The organism is Microcoleus sp. B4-C1 (assembly GCF_036705285.1).
Lineage (GTDB): Bacteria > Cyanobacteriota > Cyanobacteriia > Cyanobacteriales > Microcoleaceae > Microcoleus.
Genome location: NZ_JAUBUC010000124.1, coordinates 1 through 16,094, shown reverse-complemented (window position 1 = coordinate 16,094; position 16,094 = coordinate 1). Strand labels below are relative to the sequence as shown.

Sequence of the window (16,094 nt, the reverse complement as noted above, 5' to 3'; positions counted from 1 at the left end):
CCCGCCCGTCCTTTTTGGACGGGCGGGACGCCCATCCCACAAACTTGTGGAAGTTATTTAATTCTCATTCCTTAGCAGATGGGATTTAGTCACCGATGCGTTGTTTTTGCCTTAACTGCAATTAGGCTGCATTAATCTATCAGCTTTTTTATTATTCCGCATCTACGGATAATCTACTAATTGATGTAACTGTACTATATCTCAACCTATAATCCGCATTCAAAATTTTGAGGACTGCCAAAAAATCTTCCTCGCGTCGTACCAACCTACAGTCTTTAGATAGAACTTAATCCAGCTAAATTCTACTACTATCGACAACGACTGATGCGTGAGGAAACTTCATGAAGGCAGAGATATCCATAGTCTGGAAAAAGATTCAGAGCATGATCGACGGCTTTCTGATCATGCTGCCTAATATTGTGCTGGCGTTAATTGTCTTTGCAATTTTTTATTTTGTGGGTAGGCAAATTAAGAGAGTTGTCAGGCGAGTTACCCGCAAGCACCACCAAGCTCGAAATTTGGGGCTGGTGTTAGGACGGTTAGCCCAGAGTCTGATCGTTCTAGTTGGTCTATTTATTTCTCTTTCGATTGTAATTCCCACATTGAAAGCTGGCGATTTGGTGCAACTGCTGGGAATTAGCGGGGTGGCGATTGGTTTTGCCTTTCGCGATATCTTGCAAAACTTCTTAGCCGGTATCCTAATTCTGTTGACGGAACCGTTCCGAATCGATGACCAAATTGTGTTTAAAAACTTTGAGGGAACGGTAGAAAATATTGAGACGCGCGCTACAACAATCGAAACCTATGATGGTCGGCGGATTGTCATTCCTAATGCCGAATTGTTTACGAATACGGTGACAGTGAATACTGCTTTCGATAAACGCCGGATGGAATACGATATTAGTATTGGTTACGGCGACGATATTGACCACGCCAAGCAGTTAATCCTGGAAGCAGTGTACAGCCTGAAGGAGGTTTTGAAAGCTCCTGAACCCGATGTGCTGGCGATGGAGTTAACAGAAAGTACCGTCAATATCCGCGTTCGGTGGTGGATTGCTCCGCCGCGCCGAATTGACGATTTGCGATCGCGCGACAAGGTAATTTGTGCTATTAAAAAAAAGCTATATGTGGAAAACGGCCTCGATTTGCCTTATCCCACGCGGAACATCTTGTTGCACGATCAAAGCGAAGAGACAGATGGCGATCGCTCCCAGCAGCGTGAAGGATTGCCCGCAGGCAAAAGTAAAGTTCCGAAACCTCGTCGTAGGGGCCGCTCTTTGCGAAAATTGACTCAAGGGCGATCGCAATTTGACGACAACGGAAAATCTTAACAGCATCACAATTAATGAAAAATCTCAACTTGAGAAAACTTTGGGATTCGCTGCACTGCGATCGCACACCGGAATTAATCTCACTCGCCGAGCGATCGAAGGAGTAACAAACCAGGATTGATATGATACCTAACTTTCAAGCAAAAACCACAGTCCGATTGCCATAAACTAAAACACGATTTTGTAAATGATATCGCACCGCTCTTGCTAACACAACCCTTTCTAAATCTTTACCTTTGCGAATCAAATCAGAGACTTCATCGCGGTGACTGACGCGCACAACATCTTGTTCAATAATCGGGCCAGCATCTAAATCCGGTGTAACATAGTGGGCTGTTGCACCGATAATTTTCACCCCTCTTTCATAAGCCCTTTCGTAGGGATTTGCACCCACAAATGCGGGTAAAAATGAATGGTGAATATTAATCACATTGGGAAATTTTCTGATAAAGTCTTGACTCAAAATTTGCATATACTTAGCCAAAACTACTAAATCAATTTTATATTTTTTAAGAAGTTCTAACTGTTGTGCTTCTTGAATAGCTTTATTGTCTTTAGTAATGGGAATATACTCAAAGTCGATACCGTATTGTGCGGCAATGGGCTTTAAATTTTCATGGTTGCTGATTATCAGCGGAATTTCACCTCTGATTTCTTGCGCTCGCTGTCGCCAAATCAAGTCTAATAAACAATGATCTTGACGGCTTACCCAGATTGCGATGCGTCGAATTTTATGAGAGAAATGCAATTGCCAATTGGCTTGTAAGTCCTTGGCAATTTCACTAAAAGCAGGTGTTATTTGTTCGGTGGTTAAGTCAAAATCATCTAATTGCCATTCTAGCCGGCTCAGAAATAATCCGGCGGTAAAATCTGTATGGTGATCCGCGTGGATGATATTGCCGTTGTGGGATGCGATAAAATTGGCAAGTAAGGCGACGAGTCCTTTGCGATCGGGACAGGCAATTAACAGGGTTGCAGTAGGTTTGGTCATAAGATAATGACAAAATTGTCTCGCTGAGTTTATTGATAAAAAAGTGAGTTCACAGGAGTTTATTGATACTGAGATGTTGCACCATTCTCAATTAGCCTTTTATGAACAGGCAAGATGCCTGTTCCACAAGAAAATTTATATTTTGTGGAACAGGCATCTTGCCTGTTTCGATGGGCTTACGGGCGGGTTCTTCGGCCCACCGCACAAGAGATTTTAACTAAGAGTGGAACAGGCATCTTGCCTGTTTCTTATATTGGTGCAAGATGTGAATTTAAACTGATATCTTACAACAATATCAATCGAGGACTTTCGCGCGGGGTGGGGGCGGCTTTTTTAGTCTTTTTGTATCCTTGAAAGCTATTGAGTAAGCAGCCCCTTGTATCTTAAAAGAGGTAGATTGCGATTTACTGTTGGGTGGGGGCGGGTTTATTCAGATTGTGGGTACTTGTTAGATATTGTTGGTGAACCCGCCCCTTGTATGTTAAAAGAGGTAGATTGCGATTTACTGTTGGGTGGGGGCGGGTTTATTCAGATGGTTGGTACTTGTTAGATATTGTTGGTGAACCCGCCCCTACAGGTTGTTGACCGCCGGTGCAATATCTTAGTTTAAATGAATCACAGAGGACACAAAGAACACAACTGACAACTGACAACTGACAACTGCCAACTAACTTCTTAAAATCCCATCGCCCCAGCTACTGCATCCAAAGTCGGAGCAATGCCGCTTTTAAATAGATTGTTGCTGTGATTAATTGCGGTATCCGGGTCTTTCAAACCGTTACCAGTCAGCACGCAAACTACCGTCGCCCCAGTCGGAACTTGGTCTTTTACCTTCAGCAAACCGGCCACAGAAGCTGCACTTGCTGGTTCGCAGAAAATTCCTTCCTGCGATGCTAACAAACGGTAAGCGTCGAGAATTTCGGCGTCGGTGACTGCAGCAAAACTGCCGCGGCTGGCTTCGGAAGCTGCGATCGCCTGTTTCCAGCTAGCCGGGTTGCCGATCCGAATTGCTGTCGCCAGGGTTTCTGGGTGCGATACCGGTGATCCCGTTACCAACGGTGCAGCCCCGGCGGCTTGAAATCCCATCATCTGCGGCAAGCGCGAACATTTTTTGGCTTGGTGGTATTGACAAAAACCCATCCAGTATGCTGTGATGTTTCCCGCATTTCCCACGGGAATGCACAGCCAGTCGGGGGCGTCGCCTAAAGCGTCCACCACTTCAAAAGCGCCGGTTTTCTGACCTTCCAAGCGGTAAGGATTGACGGAGTTGACCAATGTCACCGGATAATTGACAGCCATTTCGCGGACAATTTCTAAGGCGCGATCGAAATTTCCGCCAATCGAAATTACTTCCGCACCGTAAAGCAAAGCTTGCGCCAGCTTGCCCAAAGCCACGTAACCTTCGGGAATCAACACGAAAGCTCGCATTCCCCCGCGTCGGGCGTAGGCGGCGGCGGCGGCCGAAGTATTGCCGGTACTGGCGCAAATTACAGCTTCGGCACCAGCTTCCTTTGCCTTGGAAATCGCCATTGTCATCCCCCGGTCTTTGAAACTACCAGTGGGGTTGAGGCCGTCGTATTTCACTAAGACGCGCACGTCTCTACCGATGAGAGAGGCGATCGCAGGTGCTGGAATCAGGGGAGTATTGCCCTCTTGGAGAGTGACTACCGGCGTGGTTTCAGTCACCGGCAGGTAGGGGCGATAAGCTTCGATCAAGCCGGGCCAGCCGTAGCGTTTGGGCTCGGCGGCGCGGGCAGCAGAGTTAGGAGCAGAGTCAGTAGCAGGTAGAATCAGGGTCACGATGTCAATGGTTTTAGGCAATGGCTAAGGAATTTACACTAATTTTAGCTCGATCGGTTAATTTGATGTTTAATACGATCGGTTCAGGTTAAAGTAACTTAATGGTGTGAATGTGTAGATATGTCTACTCAATTACTAATGTCAAATAATTCATCCACTCTTTCCCGGCCTCAAGTTACCGCGAGCAATCCCGAAATGGCTAGTTCTTCTACCCTATCGACCACTTTTGCCCGCAAAGTAGATTTGGTGAAGTGCCCCTACCAAGCCGATCAGCAAGTTAAGTTCCTGCACTTGCAAGCAGAAATCGAATCCTTGCTGCTGGAAGTGCAAAGCCTCAAACAGCAACGGTCGCTCGCTGGCTTGCCGACTCTCGACCCGATTTCTGGCAGCAAGAGCAATTAGCAGACAATAGCGCCTAATGCTAATTGTCCTGCCCCTGTGTTATAAAAACGAATGTTTTGCTACCCGCAGTGTTTTTTGCCAAAAGTGCTAGAAATTCCTAACTGCGGATAGCGATCGCTAGCATTTGCTAAAACGCGCTTGCCTACAGCTCAACTCGTCTGCTGCTTGCTGGCAACGAGCTGACCTTTTACTGCGCTTTTTTATGCGCTAATTTTGTTAAGCCATGCTCATGGCATACGGAGAATCGAAATCAGTTTATGACAGCATCGATCGAAAAACCACTAAATTTGACATCCGCAAGTGACACCTCCAACTTGCGCCTCAAAGATATTCTCAAAACCCTGCCGCGGGAAGTATTCGTCAAAAACCCCCGCAAAGCTTGGACAAAAGTAATCGTCAACGTTTTGCTCGTTGCTGTTGGTTATTGGGGCATAGCAGTCTCTCCTTGGTTTCTACTACCCCTGATGTGGATTTTCACAGGAACCGGATTAACCGGTTTTTTTGTGATCGGCCACGACTGCGGTCATCGGTCATTTGCTAACCGCCGCTGGGTAAATGATTTAGTCGGACATCTCGCATTTTTGCCGTTAATTTTTCCGTTTCACGCATGGCGGCACGGCCACAATTATCACCACAAGCACACCAATAAAATTGGCGAAGATAATGCTTGGCAACCCATGACAGCAGAAGACTACGCTGCTGCTCCCAAGGCTTTACAAATAGCTTATAGTTTAATATTCGGTCGGATGTGGTGGATCGGCTCGATCGCCCACTGGGCAAAAGTACACTTTATGTGGTGGCGCTTCAAAGGCCAACAGAAACAAGAACAAGTCCGGTTTTCAGTTTTTGTAGTTTTAATCGGTGCTGCGATCGGATTCCCGATTTTAATTGCAACCACAGGCATTTGGGGATTTGTCAAATTTTGGTTGGTGCCCTGGCTGGTTTACCATTTCTGGATGAGCACTTTTACGATCGTTCACCACACAGCACCAGACATTTCATTTCAAGAACCCGAAGAATGGAACGAAGCCCAAGCGCAACTATCGGGAACAGTTCACTGCGATTATCCCCGCTGGGTAGAGTTTCTATGCCACGACATTAACGTGCACGTTCCCCACCACCTTTCAACTGCTATTCCCTGGTACAATTTGCGCCTCGCCCACAGCAGCTTAAAGGAAAATTGGCAAGATCATCTCTACGAAACAGAATTTTCTTGGTCTTTAATGAAGCGGATTGCCGACAACTGTCACTTGTACAATCCCGCTGGTGGCTATCAAACATTGCAGGAATTTAACGCTAAAACAAAGTAGTTTTGAAGCGCGATTAATCCCCAAAAAACCCGGTTTGTCAAACACAACCGGGTTTTTCGATATTACAATCCCTAGCTTTTGTAAGGGGCGGAATGCGCGCCCTACTGTCAAGATCACAATCCGTACCATTATTAAATCAGTCATTCCCAATCTAAAATCTAAAATCTAAAATCTAACATCTAAAATCGAATGACTTTCAATCCCAATAACTGTCGCAACGAAAGCGAAGTAGAAAGCAAACTCATTGTCAGCTATCTGCTACCAAAGTTAGGCTATACGCCCGACACTTGGCACCAAGAAATCGCATTTGGGAGTATTCGTCTAGACTTCCTCTCATTTGCCACCCAAGTTATCCCCATAGTTGTCGATGCAGACTCGCCGATGAGTGTAGTTATGGAGGCTAAACATCCGAAGGAAAATTTAGACCGCCACGTGCGAAAACTCCATCGCTATTTAACAAGTTTGAGCATCCGCTACGGCCTCATAACTAACGGTAAAGAAATTAGAATTTACGAAAGAGTCTCCGAGGATATTCCGCTAGTCTTTAAGTGTGCTGGACAAGACGTAGAAACTCGAATTGAGGAAATTATCGCTCTAATTGGCAGAAATAGTTTAAAACCTATAAAAACTCTCGATAATCTGGAACTGGAATATAATAAAATTAATTTGGTTAGTTCTGAGTTAATTAGCGAACTCCCAGTAGAGCCAAACAATCCCGCCACCGAAGAACCTGAGTCCAGCCAAATCTCTGAACCGGAACAAATACCTGAAAATAATTCCGTTAAGCCTCAAGTTAAATTCGATTTAATTGTTTCAAAAACCCGGCAAAACACTATGAAAATCATTGCAGTTTACCACAATAAAGGCGGCGTTGGCAAAACTACAACAGTAGTCAATTTAGCTGCAGCGCTGAGCAAGCAAGGTAAAAGAGTCTTGGTAATCGACTTAGACAGTCAGGCTAATACAACATTTGCCACAGGATTAGTTAAATTTGAGGATGAAGAACAAGATGACTTGAAAGATAACAATATTCTTCATGTTTTGCTACATGAAGATGGTTACTCGATCGCAGAAGTAGCTCGCCAGTCTAATTTTTGCCATCCCCAAATAGATGTGATTCCTTCCCACATTGATTTAATGCAATATGAAACGGAAATCAATAACCTAGATTTCAGCCGAATGATTTTAATTCAGAAACTAGCAAAAGTACAGGACAAATATGATATTGTACTAATCGATACGCCGCCCTCTTTGAATCTTTACGCCAGAATTGCCCTGATTACGGCGGATTATTTAATTATTCCTTCTGACTTAAAGCCTTTTGCCAATCAAGGATTGGTTAATGTCAAGGATTTTATCAAAAAAGTTAACGGATTCAAAAAACAAATCGGCAAACAGCCGATCGCAATTTTAGGCGTACTTGCTTGCAAAATCTCAACTAATACTAAATTTGTACAGTATAGTTTGCCCAAGCGGAGGGAGGCAATTCCCAAACGCTACGACCTTGAAATCATGGATAGCGTAATTTACGAAAGAGATGATTTAGCAAAGTGTGCAGAACAATTTCAAATCGTGGGAAATATGGAAATCGCCGATCCGATTTCCGTGCTGGACTTTAAACCAGATTCCATTGCTTCCCAAGAATTTGAAATGCTCGCAATCGAAGTTTTGGAAAAAATAGGTAAAAACTAATGAAAAAAAAATTATTTCCGTCACTGGTTGCAGTGAAAAGAATTACATCCGCAGTGTCACGTTCCAATTTTGCAGAGCCTGATTTGGATAAATTAGCTAGACTGATTTTAGAGTCAGGAGGATTGATTAATCCGATAATTGTCCGCCGCAACGGTATGGATGCTTACGAAATAGTAGACGGAGATTTTGAATACTATGCGGCGGTCAGAGCAAAGGAAATAGAACCTCTCGATGGCGAGACAATCGGAGCATTCATCCTGGAAGAAGAAAATGAAGAGCTTCTACTGGAACAACTTGAAATTCTCAGAAAAACTGCAATCACTGAGAATTTAGTTGAGAACCCAGAAACCGGGTTTTTGTACGAAAATACTTCGTCACAGCCCGCAGATTCAATAAAAAACCCGGTTTCTTTGGTCGAAGTCCCTAATTTATGTGAAAATGAAACTCCCCAAGAGTCATCTAGTTTAGAACAGCGATTAACAAATATTGAAGCTCAGTTTGCCAGTCAAATTAATGAATTAAAAGCCGAGTACGCCCGTGAACAAAAAGTTTTAGCCCAGAGTATACAAGAACTTGAAAACCGAATTTTACAACAAGTATCTCTGTTAGTTGAAGCTGGTTTAGCAAACAGAATTAATGAGTTAAAATCAGAGTCGCCAACCGAAAAACAAGTGTTGGCAGAGAGAATACCAGAAGTTAAAAAAGTAACTTCGGAATCAATGTCGGCGTTGGAAGCACTAAATAGTCTAGATCAATCTGCACTGTTCGCGAATTTTAAAGATGCTGGATTAAAGCTTCCAGTAATCAAAACAATCATCCAACAGCGAGGTGTGCGACAGTTTACATCATTTGCAAATGTGGTGGAACGTGTTGATAAGTTAGGTGACAAAACAATGATTAAAATAATTGACAAGTGGCAAAAATACTCATAACTCGCAACTCCTGCGGCCACTCGCAACGCCAGCCCGATCGCCCAGACGCCAAAATAAGTAAAGATGAGTAAAGCAGTGGATCATTGGTGTCCCGTAGGCAGTTAAACTCTTCACAGTCGCTTTTTTTAGGAATTGCAGTAACTTTTGCCGTAGCACGGGCGAGGGCGGGACGCCATCGCCCGGGCTGTCACCGCACAGCCCGTCGCACAGGTACAACAGCAACGCCATATCTCCTCCAGATAACTGAGTTCGATCGCAGACTTGGAAGACTCAGGCCAAGAAACCCTTTAACTTACTACAGTCTGAGTAAGGTGTTTGTCTCGCACCTTACAATTTGAGTTATTGGGTTAGTCCTGCCGCACTTAAAACGCAGGCTGTAAAGTGCAAACATACATAAATACCTACACACCAGATTTTAATGACAAAAGGGGACTTGTAACAAGATGGATCGATCGTCCGATCAAAACCAAATAGTTGAATATTTGCGGATTAAGCCAATTAGTCACACTCAGATTTACACTTCCCAAATTGCCATACCAGAGCCTCATCGGGGCGAAATTCCTCGCGAACGCCGCGAAGCTCTCAGGAGAAGTCTGATCGAGCAAGGCAGCAACTTAATTCCTTTAATTGTACGCCCTACAGAAGCTTACAGCAACGAAGAAGAATATGAAGTTGTCTGCGGCTCAGATTGGTGTATTGTTGCTAAAGAACTCGGCATTGAGCAAATGTGGGCGTGGGTATTTGAAATGACCGACGAGGATGTAGCTGTTGCTCAAGCAGAAATGGAACATTTAGCTCCGCAACAGACTCAAAGAACCGCACAAATTGAGACTCTACTGCAACAATTTGAGTTATCATTTCAAAAAAAGGTAGATAGTCTAACAAAACAAATAGAACAATCTGTTAAAAAAAATGAAGACTTGCTAAAAAAGCACGTAAAAGATCTCACTGAGCAGAACTTTGAGCGTAACCAAATAGAACAGATTAAGCATTTGCTCGAACAAGTGGAAAAAGCATTTCATGAAAAGGTAGATAAAATGGCTAAAAAAATTGAACAATCGAGCAGCAACCGTCCGCCAACATCGGCTGTTATTTCTGAGGTAAATCTTGAAGGTGCTTTGAGACAGTTGGATGAACTGGAAAAACTGCTGTCAACAAAATTAGAACGCACAGTCCAAACAATTAATCAGTTTGTTTCCGACGCCATTGAAGACGTAGAAAATGACCTGAAAAATCAAATTGAAACGCTCCGCGGCCAACTGGGAGCCGCAGCTACGCACTCAGAAATACAGCCAGAGGCACAGCCGAAGAAGCAGTCAAAAACGCAGTCGAAGAAGCAGTCGAAAGCACAGCAGAAACCTCAGTTACCGCAGTTGCAGTTAGAGTTGCCGTTTCCGTCCCCGTCCCCAGAGGAAGACTACGAAAGTCTTTCGCTGAGACGGTTGAAGGCGATCGGCAAAGACCGGAAAGTGCGGGGCTACGCGCGCATGAAACGACCGGAAATTCTGGAGGCTCTCAGGGAAGCTGACGGTCAATAAAACGGCAATTGCTAATAGTTAAAGACTAATTGTTCGGTGTTCGATCGCGTTTTTCGGCAAAAAGCGCGATCGGGCTTTCAGAATAGTCGTCGGCAGAGATATGAAAAGCTTGCTAAAATAGACACACAACCTCTTACTCCTCACCCAGCAGCCATGTCCGCAACCGCAGAATTAGCTACTACCCAAGAGATACCAGAACAAGAGATACCAGAAAATGTTATCTTTCCTTCAGGCGATTTATACAGTGACGAACCTCCCGTGGAAACAGAACTGCATCTCCGACAAATAATCCTACTCCTCAACTGTCTAGAATGGCTGTGGCGAGATAGAAATGATTTCTATGCTGCTGGAAATCTCACCATTTATTACAGTCCCAAGCAACTCAAATCGAAAGACTTCCGAGGCCCAGACTTTTTTGTGGTACTCGGAACAGAACGAAAAACTCGGAAAAGCTGGGTAGTTTGGGATGAAGAGGGAAAGTACCCCAATATTATCGTAGAAATCCTGTCTCCCAAAACAGCGGATATAGACAAAAACTTTAAAAAACAACTCTATCAAGATACTTTTCGCACTCACGATTACTTTTGGTTTGACCCAGAAACTTTAGAATTAGCTGGGTTTCATTTAGTTGACGGGGAATATCAACCAATTGCACCGAACCAATTCGGGCATCTGCGGAGTCAGCAGCTCGATTTGAGTCTCGGAATTTGTGGGGAAAAATTGCGTTTCTTTACAGCAGAAGGAGAGCTTGTCCCTACTTCGGAAGAGGTTGCAGAAAGGGAGACTCAACGAGCCGACGAAGAGGCTCAACGAGCCGGACAAGAAGCTCAACGAGCCGATCGCCTGGCCGCGAAACTGCGAGAATTAAATATTGATCCCGATACAATTTAGCGATCGTCCTTTCATTCAAGCTTCTTGTATTTAAGCTGGTTTAGGCGATCGCATATCCCGTATGTTGCCGAACATGATACGGATGAAACCCTAAAACAATCTTGTCTTTAGGCACTCCTAATTCTACAAGTTCTGCGGTAATTCCCGTTTCTATACCATCTTGTTGAATCCAGATTTTGCCGTCGATAATTTCCACATGAACGATACAATCGTGAATTCTTTTAGGCCCTTGCCAGCCATCGTGCATTAGTAAAAAATTGTTTTGTTCGCCGTCAACAATAACGCTGCTTTTAATTTCTCCGTGTCCGTAAGAAATCTGGGCATAACTCTCTAAGATTTTCTGAATAAATCGGCGATATTCATCTAGTCTATCCATCTGACAATTATCTCCTTTGATGAATCAAAAACAATTAATTTTAGTCTTTTTTTTTGCAACAAAAGTTGCCCCAGTGGCTCAGAGAAAATATCTAGATAAACTTCTTCCCGAACAGCTAGATATATCTTACGTTCTGGTTCCGAAAGCTCTAGGATATCTTCGTAGACAATATACTGTCCCAGAGCTTCTTCTAAGTCCTTAACGGGTGAAGCACTCAAAAAACTTTTTACTTCTACAGCAATTTTGCGACCTTGCTTTTCGGCAGCCAGTATTTTTTCTGCACCCAAATCGATGAAGAGTGAAAGATCGCCAATTTCTAAGGTTAACCGATCGTTTGTTATCGTCCAGCCGTCTTTTTCTAGAGCTGTTATGACAGTATTGTGGTATATGTCTTTTGCTGGCATATTCTAAGCTGAACCATCAACTGTTACCCTAATTATAGAATAACACAAGACTTTTGAACACTGATAACTCATCAATTCAAACTACTTATTGCCGCGTGTATCGGTGCTTCACCCCAATCGGAAAATACTCCGCATCGCCGGTCTCCGTTAATGTCACCACAGGTAACTGATATTCTGGCGGCACATAATTAGCAAATTCGCTGTTTAGCCGCCGCAATTGCGCGAGAATTGAAGATGCGATCGCCTGCTGCATCTCCTCGTCGCCCTCCACCCCCGCTGCTAATTCCACAACCACCGATAAAAACCGATTTTGATCCGCATCTTCCTTGACTTGCAGCACAAATTTTCCAGTCACCCATTCCCGAATCGTGGGAACTTCTAAACCTACGGTGACATTTTCCGGGTAAATGTTAGCACCGAAGTAGGAAACGGTAAAGTGGGATCGCCCGAATACATACACAAAGGGCAAGCAGCGAATTCCTCTGGGGAAATCAGAAACTTTCATAGCTGCTGCTTGCTGCAAACGTGCCACAGGGTTAAATCCCCATTCAGCCAAAAAATTGAGCATTGCTTCGTAACAAATTAAACCGCCGTTATCGGAGATGTGATAGCGTATTAGCGGGATGCCGTTGTCGCCAGAAAATAACAGCGTGCCGTCATTATTCGCTTCAAAAAAGCGGCTTTTCGGATCGTACTGCACCAGCGTTGGCAACCGCGATTCCCCGAATAAATTGCGTGCTGCTTCGGGATTGTTTGCTAAAAAGCGACGGATGCAAATGCTCAGCGGTGTCTCGTTGCCCAAAACGCCCGCGTCTGCCGTACCGTAAAGGCTCGCAGAGTTGTAATATAGATTGTCAGAATTAGTGCGATCGCTCACCAAACTCCGCCATTCTTCGCTAAACACTTCCCCCGCAAACACCATCTTAATTCGATATTTTTGCCACTCCACACCCCCAGCAATGCCACTATCAATCACATCCTTGATAAACGGCGGATATCCCAACAAAACTACTTGCTCAAAATGCTCCCCAAGTTCCTGCACAACTCGGAATATTTCAGTCTTATTATTCCCAGGCGTCACAACTGTAACTGGATAGCCCTTACTCGCTAGATAGCGGCAGCAATTTGCCGTGTACATTCCCCCAACCCAAGTTCCCAACGCAAAGCAAATCACAGCTAAAGTTGAGCGATTGTCGGCGTAAAAACTGTCGTGAAATATTTGTTCAAAACGAGCAGCAATTTGCAACTCGTCGCTGATAAAACGCGGCCAAAATGTCGGATTTCCTGTCGAACCCGATGAAACAGCAATGAAATCGCAAGTTTCTAATTTACCGTGGTAGCACAACTGAGGTAGCGGGTGACAGCGTAAATAATTCTCTTTGGTAATTAGCGGCAATTTTTGGAAGTCTTCAAAGGTTTGAATTGAGGTGGGATTGATGTTATGTTCAGTTAGGAAAGTCTGGTAAGCTGGTACTGTGGCCGCGACTTTTTGAAAAAGCGCGATCGCCCTGGATTCGGCAACTCGATTCTGCTGGTGTTGCAATCGTTCCTCAAGTGGCGCTCTCAAAAACTCTTCAAACGCCCCAATTGCTCGCTGACGCTGTTCTGGCTGCATGATTGGCTCCTTAAAATGGGTATTTTGCACCTCGATCGCTCAAGATTCAATTAGTAGCGCTAACGAGCCGATCGCACATTGGGCTGGACACTAAAAATTTGAACACATTTTGAGGTCGATCGAAAAAATGGCGCAGTAGATAAACTTCCATAGCACGAAACCGCTGTTTTCACAATAACCACACGGGATAGCCAAGCTGGCGATCGACTAATAAACACTGACACACTATGGCAAGATTAATTCAGCGATCGCCCAAAACTCCCAGTCTCAGTCAAGCGTGAAAATCCGACGCAGCAAGTTCCCATGAACAATCCCATCTACCCCGGCATAACTCTCAACAACCACTACCGCATCGTCCGCGAATTGGGACACGGAGGCTTCGGGCGCACCTACCTCGCTGAAGATGCCCACCGATTTAACGAACCCTGCGTTTTAAAAGAATTTGCGCCCCAAGTACATGGAAGTTACGCTTTACAAAAATCCGAGGAACTGTTCGAGCGGGAAGCGGGAGTGCTCTACAAGCTGCAACACAATCAAATCCCGCGCTTCCGCGAACTTTTCCGCGTCAGTATCAGCGATCGAGGCTACCTATTTCTCGTCCAAGACTACGTGCCCGGCCAAACCTACCGCTTTCTGCTCGACGCCCGCAAGCGTCAGGGTTTGCGGTTTATAGAAGCAGAAATCAATCAATTGCTGATCCAGATTTTGCCCCTGCTCGAATACATTCACTCTTTGGGAGTGATTCACCGCGACATCTCCCCTGACAACCTGATTCTGCGGAGTTCAGACGGGATGCCCGTGCTGATCGACTTTGGCGGAGTAAAACAAGTCGCCGCCACCGTAGAGTCTCTTTTCGCTGAGGCTAACGGCACTCTCGCCCCCGCGACTCGCATCGGCAAGCTCGGCTATGCTCCCGTCGAACAGATGCAGATGGGCATCGTCTCTCCCCACAGCGATTTGTACGCTCTGGCGGCCACGGTTTTGGTGTTGCTGACGGGGAAGGAACCGCATCAATTGCTCGACAGCCATACCCTGAATTGGAACTGGCGATCGGAATGTTCTCTGTCTCCGAATTTGTCCCTGGTGCTGGATAAAATGCTTGCTCAACAGCCGAGCCAGCGTTATTCCTCGGCTCGCGAGGTAATGCTCGCTCTCTCCGGCAATCCGCCTTTACAGCCACCTTTGCCAGCAGCCCCGGATTTTGGGATGACGCAGCCGCCGGATTTCTCGCCGATACCCGTGCCCGCTCCCACGCCAAAACTGCCGGGAACTCCGGTGCGAGTTGCTGCTATTGGCCATCAGCAAAAAATGCCTGCTTGGAAAATGGTTTTGTTTGTGGTGGCGGTGCTCTCAAGTATGGGGGGAGTTGGCTGGTTTGCGGGCAATTCTTTGTTAAATCTGCAATCAAAAGTGCAGAAAGTTCCCCAGCCTTCAAGCCCGAAGCAGCAGCAAGAAGATGCTTTGCAAGATCGCTTTGTCAAGCTCAAAATTGACGATCGATTCTATAGCGGTTACGTCAACCTTGTGGACGAGACTTTCTATGCCAAATACCCGGAATTGGGGGGACGATTGTTAAAAGAAGGCGATGACGATCGCCAATGGCGCGAAAGGTGGCAGAAAATCGGCGACGAGTTGCTCGACAAGCTGGAAAATCTCAGCAGCGACGCTAGAGCACGGTTGGGCACTTACGACACCACTGATATCGATCGCTGGAAAACTGAGGTTAACAAGCTGAATTTGAGCAGTCGGGCTTTGTACGATTTGGCTGATGCGAGGTTCTTTTATTGGTTTCCACAACAGCCGCGCGATCGCAATCTCATCGGTTTGCCGATCGGACAAATTTGGCAAGCAATTACCGCCGACGAACTCGAAGCCTTACAAGCTGGAGCAACTGTCGAAAGCGTCGAATTTGACCGCCTATCGAAGAGCAAAAGCCTCACAGGCAATCTCAAACCCGGAGAAGGGAAAGCTTACATTGCCAGGTTGGCTCAAAATCAAACTTTGCGCGTGAATTTGCAAGCACCGCGCAAATCTACGCTACTGTCAATTTATACTCCAGGGCGGACAAAGGGCGCGCGAGCTTTGCTGGAAGATGCAGAAGGGCTGAGTTGGTCGGGATTGCTGGATGATACTGGTTTTTATGAATTTGTGGTAGTTTCTCAAGCATCTGAGCCGATCGCTTACGAGTTGAATCTGACGGCCGAATAACTGCTATTGACAATCAAGCATCCAGGATACAAGCTCCCGGATTCATCCGTCCAGAAATAAAACACCTGTATCCGATAAAGGAGCCCCCGAATTGATCCGTGGGGTCGCCTCTAAAATCTAAAATCTAAAATCTAAAATCTAAAATCGATTGACGCTCTCTATCCACCCAGGCAATAATAAGGTAATACCAATCAGATAAGTTGTCGGGTTCAAACAAAGAATATGCTGAGATTCGCGATCGTAGCTTTAGTGACTTTGGGATTAGTATTGGTGACTGCACTAGGTTTACATCCGGCCAATGCGACAGTCAGCACTCCCGAATTTTATGCTTGGAACTTTGCCTCTGTAGGCAGTAGCGAGCTGGTTTGTAAAAAGACCAGGGTAGTTCCGCGAGACCTGATAATTCCGTCATCATCCATGCACGCTGTCAGTATCACTTCTGCAATTGTAGATGAAAAATTTTGCGCCAATTCCACTAAGCCTGTGAATTAAGGCCGTGGATAATAGGATTTCCGGTTAGAGAACCATAGGAATGAGAATTAAATAACTTCCACTCTTGAAAGTGGGATGGGCGTCCCGCCCGTCCAAAAAAGACGGGCGGGAC

Annotated in this window: 17 protein-coding genes; 11 read left to right on the top strand and 6 right to left on the bottom strand. The window is 45.3% G+C overall.

Translation table 11 applies throughout. From position 1 onward, the window contains the following. Positions 1–341: 341 nt before the first annotated feature. Both QUB26_RS29135 and QUB26_RS29130 read left to right on the top strand, forming a co-directional pair. Positions 342–1,331 (top strand): mechanosensitive ion channel family protein, encoded by a 990-nt coding sequence (locus tag QUB26_RS29135; RefSeq protein ID WP_333320790.1) that lies wholly within the window; start codon positions 342–344, stop codon positions 1,329–1,331. After that, positions 1,309–1,452, top strand: coding sequence for a hypothetical protein (locus tag QUB26_RS29130; RefSeq protein ID WP_333241242.1), 144 nt, complete (start codon positions 1,309–1,311; stop codon positions 1,450–1,452). Before QUB26_RS29135 ends, QUB26_RS29130 begins: the two co-directional genes overlap by 23 nt. A 15-nt stretch (positions 1,453–1,467) precedes the next feature. Here QUB26_RS29130 and purU read toward each other — a convergent pair whose 3' ends face one another. Next, complete coding sequence (gene purU / locus QUB26_RS29125; protein ID WP_333241245.1) at positions 1,468–2,322, bottom strand: formyltetrahydrofolate deformylase; 855 nt, start codon at positions 2,320–2,322, stop codon at positions 1,468–1,470. Between the two features lie 114 nt (positions 2,323–2,436). On the opposite strand from purU, the gene QUB26_RS29120 reads away from it, so the two are divergent. Next, positions 2,437–2,676: a hypothetical protein gene (locus tag QUB26_RS29120; RefSeq protein WP_333241248.1), complete on the top strand. Its 240-nt coding sequence runs from the start codon at positions 2,437–2,439 to the stop codon at positions 2,674–2,676. Positions 2,677–2,997: 321 nt separating this feature from the next. On the opposite strand, the gene thrC is transcribed toward QUB26_RS29120, so the two are convergent. Beyond that, positions 2,998–4,122 carry a threonine synthase gene (gene thrC / locus QUB26_RS29115; protein ID WP_333320788.1) on the bottom strand — a complete coding sequence of 375 codons (1,125 nt, stop codon included), beginning with the start codon at positions 4,120–4,122 and terminating at the stop codon, positions 2,998–3,000. Between the two features lie 120 nt (positions 4,123–4,242). Here thrC and QUB26_RS29110 point away from each other — a divergent pair, with 120 nt between their 5' ends. The 4 genes from QUB26_RS29110 (at position 4,243) to QUB26_RS29095 (ending at position 8,458) form a co-directional block, all read left to right on the top strand. Further along, on the top strand, positions 4,243–4,524 hold the full coding sequence (locus tag QUB26_RS29110; RefSeq protein WP_333320786.1) for a hypothetical protein: 282 nt from the start codon (positions 4,243–4,245) through the stop codon (positions 4,522–4,524). A gap of 257 nt (positions 4,525–4,781) precedes the next feature. Then, the gene (locus QUB26_RS29105) at positions 4,782–5,834 is read left to right on the top strand and encodes a fatty acid desaturase (RefSeq protein ID WP_333320784.1); all 1,053 of its coding nucleotides are present in this window, start codon (positions 4,782–4,784) and stop codon (positions 5,832–5,834) included. Positions 5,835–6,023: 189 nt separating this feature from the next. Next, positions 6,024–7,526: an AAA family ATPase gene (locus QUB26_RS29100; protein ID WP_333320781.1), complete on the top strand. Its 1,503-nt coding sequence runs from the start codon at positions 6,024–6,026 to the stop codon at positions 7,524–7,526. After that, positions 7,526–8,458: a ParB N-terminal domain-containing protein gene (locus tag QUB26_RS29095; RefSeq protein WP_333320779.1), complete on the top strand. Its 933-nt coding sequence runs from the start codon at positions 7,526–7,528 to the stop codon at positions 8,456–8,458. The genes QUB26_RS29100 and QUB26_RS29095 overlap by 1 nt, the downstream gene beginning before the upstream one ends. Here the strand turns inward: QUB26_RS29095 and QUB26_RS29090 are convergent. Next, complete coding sequence (locus QUB26_RS29090) at positions 8,453–8,686, bottom strand: hypothetical protein (protein WP_333320774.1); 234 nt, start codon at positions 8,684–8,686, stop codon at positions 8,453–8,455. The genes QUB26_RS29095 and QUB26_RS29090 overlap by 6 nt on opposite strands. 215 nt (positions 8,687–8,901) lie before the next feature. Between QUB26_RS29090 and QUB26_RS29085 the strand changes: the two genes are divergently transcribed. Further along, a complete protein-coding gene (locus QUB26_RS29085) occupies positions 8,902–9,996 on the top strand; it encodes a Rho termination factor (modular protein) (RefSeq protein WP_333320772.1) in 1,095 nt (364 codons plus the stop codon). Between the two features lie 153 nt (positions 9,997–10,149). Beyond that, complete coding sequence (locus QUB26_RS29080) at positions 10,150–10,887, top strand: Uma2 family endonuclease (protein ID WP_333320792.1); 738 nt, start codon at positions 10,150–10,152, stop codon at positions 10,885–10,887. 40 nt (positions 10,888–10,927) lie between these two features. Here the strand turns inward: QUB26_RS29080 and QUB26_RS29075 are convergent, their stop codons facing one another. The 3 genes from QUB26_RS29075 to QUB26_RS29065 form a co-directional block, all read right to left on the bottom strand. Continuing rightward, positions 10,928–11,263 (bottom strand): XisI protein, encoded by a 336-nt coding sequence (locus QUB26_RS29075; RefSeq protein WP_333241265.1) that lies wholly within the window; start codon positions 11,261–11,263, stop codon positions 10,928–10,930. After that, positions 11,251–11,667 carry an element excision factor XisH family protein gene (locus QUB26_RS29070; protein ID WP_333241268.1) on the bottom strand — a complete coding sequence of 139 codons (417 nt, stop codon included), beginning with the start codon at positions 11,665–11,667 and terminating at the stop codon, positions 11,251–11,253. The genes QUB26_RS29075 and QUB26_RS29070 overlap by 13 nt, the downstream gene beginning before the upstream one ends. Before the next feature lie 85 nt (positions 11,668–11,752). Further along, positions 11,753–13,282, bottom strand: a complete 1,530-nt coding sequence (locus QUB26_RS29065; protein WP_333241271.1) for a phenylacetate--CoA ligase family protein — start codon at positions 13,280–13,282, stop codon at positions 11,753–11,755. Between the two features lie 303 nt (positions 13,283–13,585). Here QUB26_RS29065 and QUB26_RS29060 point away from each other — a divergent pair, with 303 nt between their 5' ends. Then, a complete protein-coding gene (locus tag QUB26_RS29060) occupies positions 13,586–15,490 on the top strand; it encodes a serine/threonine-protein kinase (RefSeq protein ID WP_333320770.1) in 1,905 nt (634 codons plus the stop codon). Positions 15,491–15,712: 222 nt separating this feature from the next. Beyond that, positions 15,713–15,982 carry a hypothetical protein gene (locus QUB26_RS29055; RefSeq protein WP_333052807.1) on the top strand — a complete coding sequence of 90 codons (270 nt, stop codon included), beginning with the start codon at positions 15,713–15,715 and terminating at the stop codon, positions 15,980–15,982. Positions 15,983–16,094: the final 112 nt, after the last annotated feature.

Excerpts from the sequence above, each read along its gene's own strand:
- QUB26_RS29065 (WP_333241271.1), bottom strand. The coding sequence starts at position 13,282 with ATGCAGCCAGAACAGCGTCAGCGAGCAATTGGGGCGTTTGAAGAGTTT.
- purU (WP_333241245.1), bottom strand. The coding sequence starts at position 2,322 with ATGACCAAACCTACTGCAACCCTGTTAATTGCCTGTCCCGATCGCAAA.
- QUB26_RS29095 (WP_333320779.1), top strand. The coding sequence starts at position 7,526 with ATGAAAAAAAAATTATTTCCGTCACTGGTTGCAGTGAAAAGAATTACA.
- QUB26_RS29085 (WP_333320772.1), top strand. The coding sequence starts at position 8,902 with ATGGATCGATCGTCCGATCAAAACCAAATAGTTGAATATTTGCGGATT.
- QUB26_RS29055 (WP_333052807.1), top strand. The coding sequence starts at position 15,713 with ATGCTGAGATTCGCGATCGTAGCTTTAGTGACTTTGGGATTAGTATTG.
- QUB26_RS29075 (WP_333241265.1), bottom strand. The coding sequence starts at position 11,263 with ATGGATAGACTAGATGAATATCGCCGATTTATTCAGAAAATCTTAGAG.
- QUB26_RS29070 (WP_333241268.1), bottom strand. The coding sequence starts at position 11,667 with ATGCCAGCAAAAGACATATACCACAATACTGTCATAACAGCTCTAGAA.
- QUB26_RS29110 (WP_333320786.1), top strand. The coding sequence starts at position 4,243 with ATGTCTACTCAATTACTAATGTCAAATAATTCATCCACTCTTTCCCGG.
- QUB26_RS29060 (WP_333320770.1), top strand. The coding sequence starts at position 13,586 with ATGAACAATCCCATCTACCCCGGCATAACTCTCAACAACCACTACCGC.
- QUB26_RS29135 (WP_333320790.1), top strand. The coding sequence starts at position 342 with ATGAAGGCAGAGATATCCATAGTCTGGAAAAAGATTCAGAGCATGATC.
- QUB26_RS29105 (WP_333320784.1), top strand. The coding sequence starts at position 4,782 with ATGACAGCATCGATCGAAAAACCACTAAATTTGACATCCGCAAGTGAC.
- QUB26_RS29100 (WP_333320781.1), top strand. The coding sequence starts at position 6,024 with ATGACTTTCAATCCCAATAACTGTCGCAACGAAAGCGAAGTAGAAAGC.
- QUB26_RS29080 (WP_333320792.1), top strand. The coding sequence starts at position 10,150 with ATGTCCGCAACCGCAGAATTAGCTACTACCCAAGAGATACCAGAACAA.
- QUB26_RS29090 (WP_333320774.1), bottom strand. The coding sequence starts at position 8,686 with ATGGCGTTGCTGTTGTACCTGTGCGACGGGCTGTGCGGTGACAGCCCG.
- QUB26_RS29120 (WP_333241248.1), top strand. The coding sequence starts at position 2,437 with ATGCCTGTTCCACAAGAAAATTTATATTTTGTGGAACAGGCATCTTGC.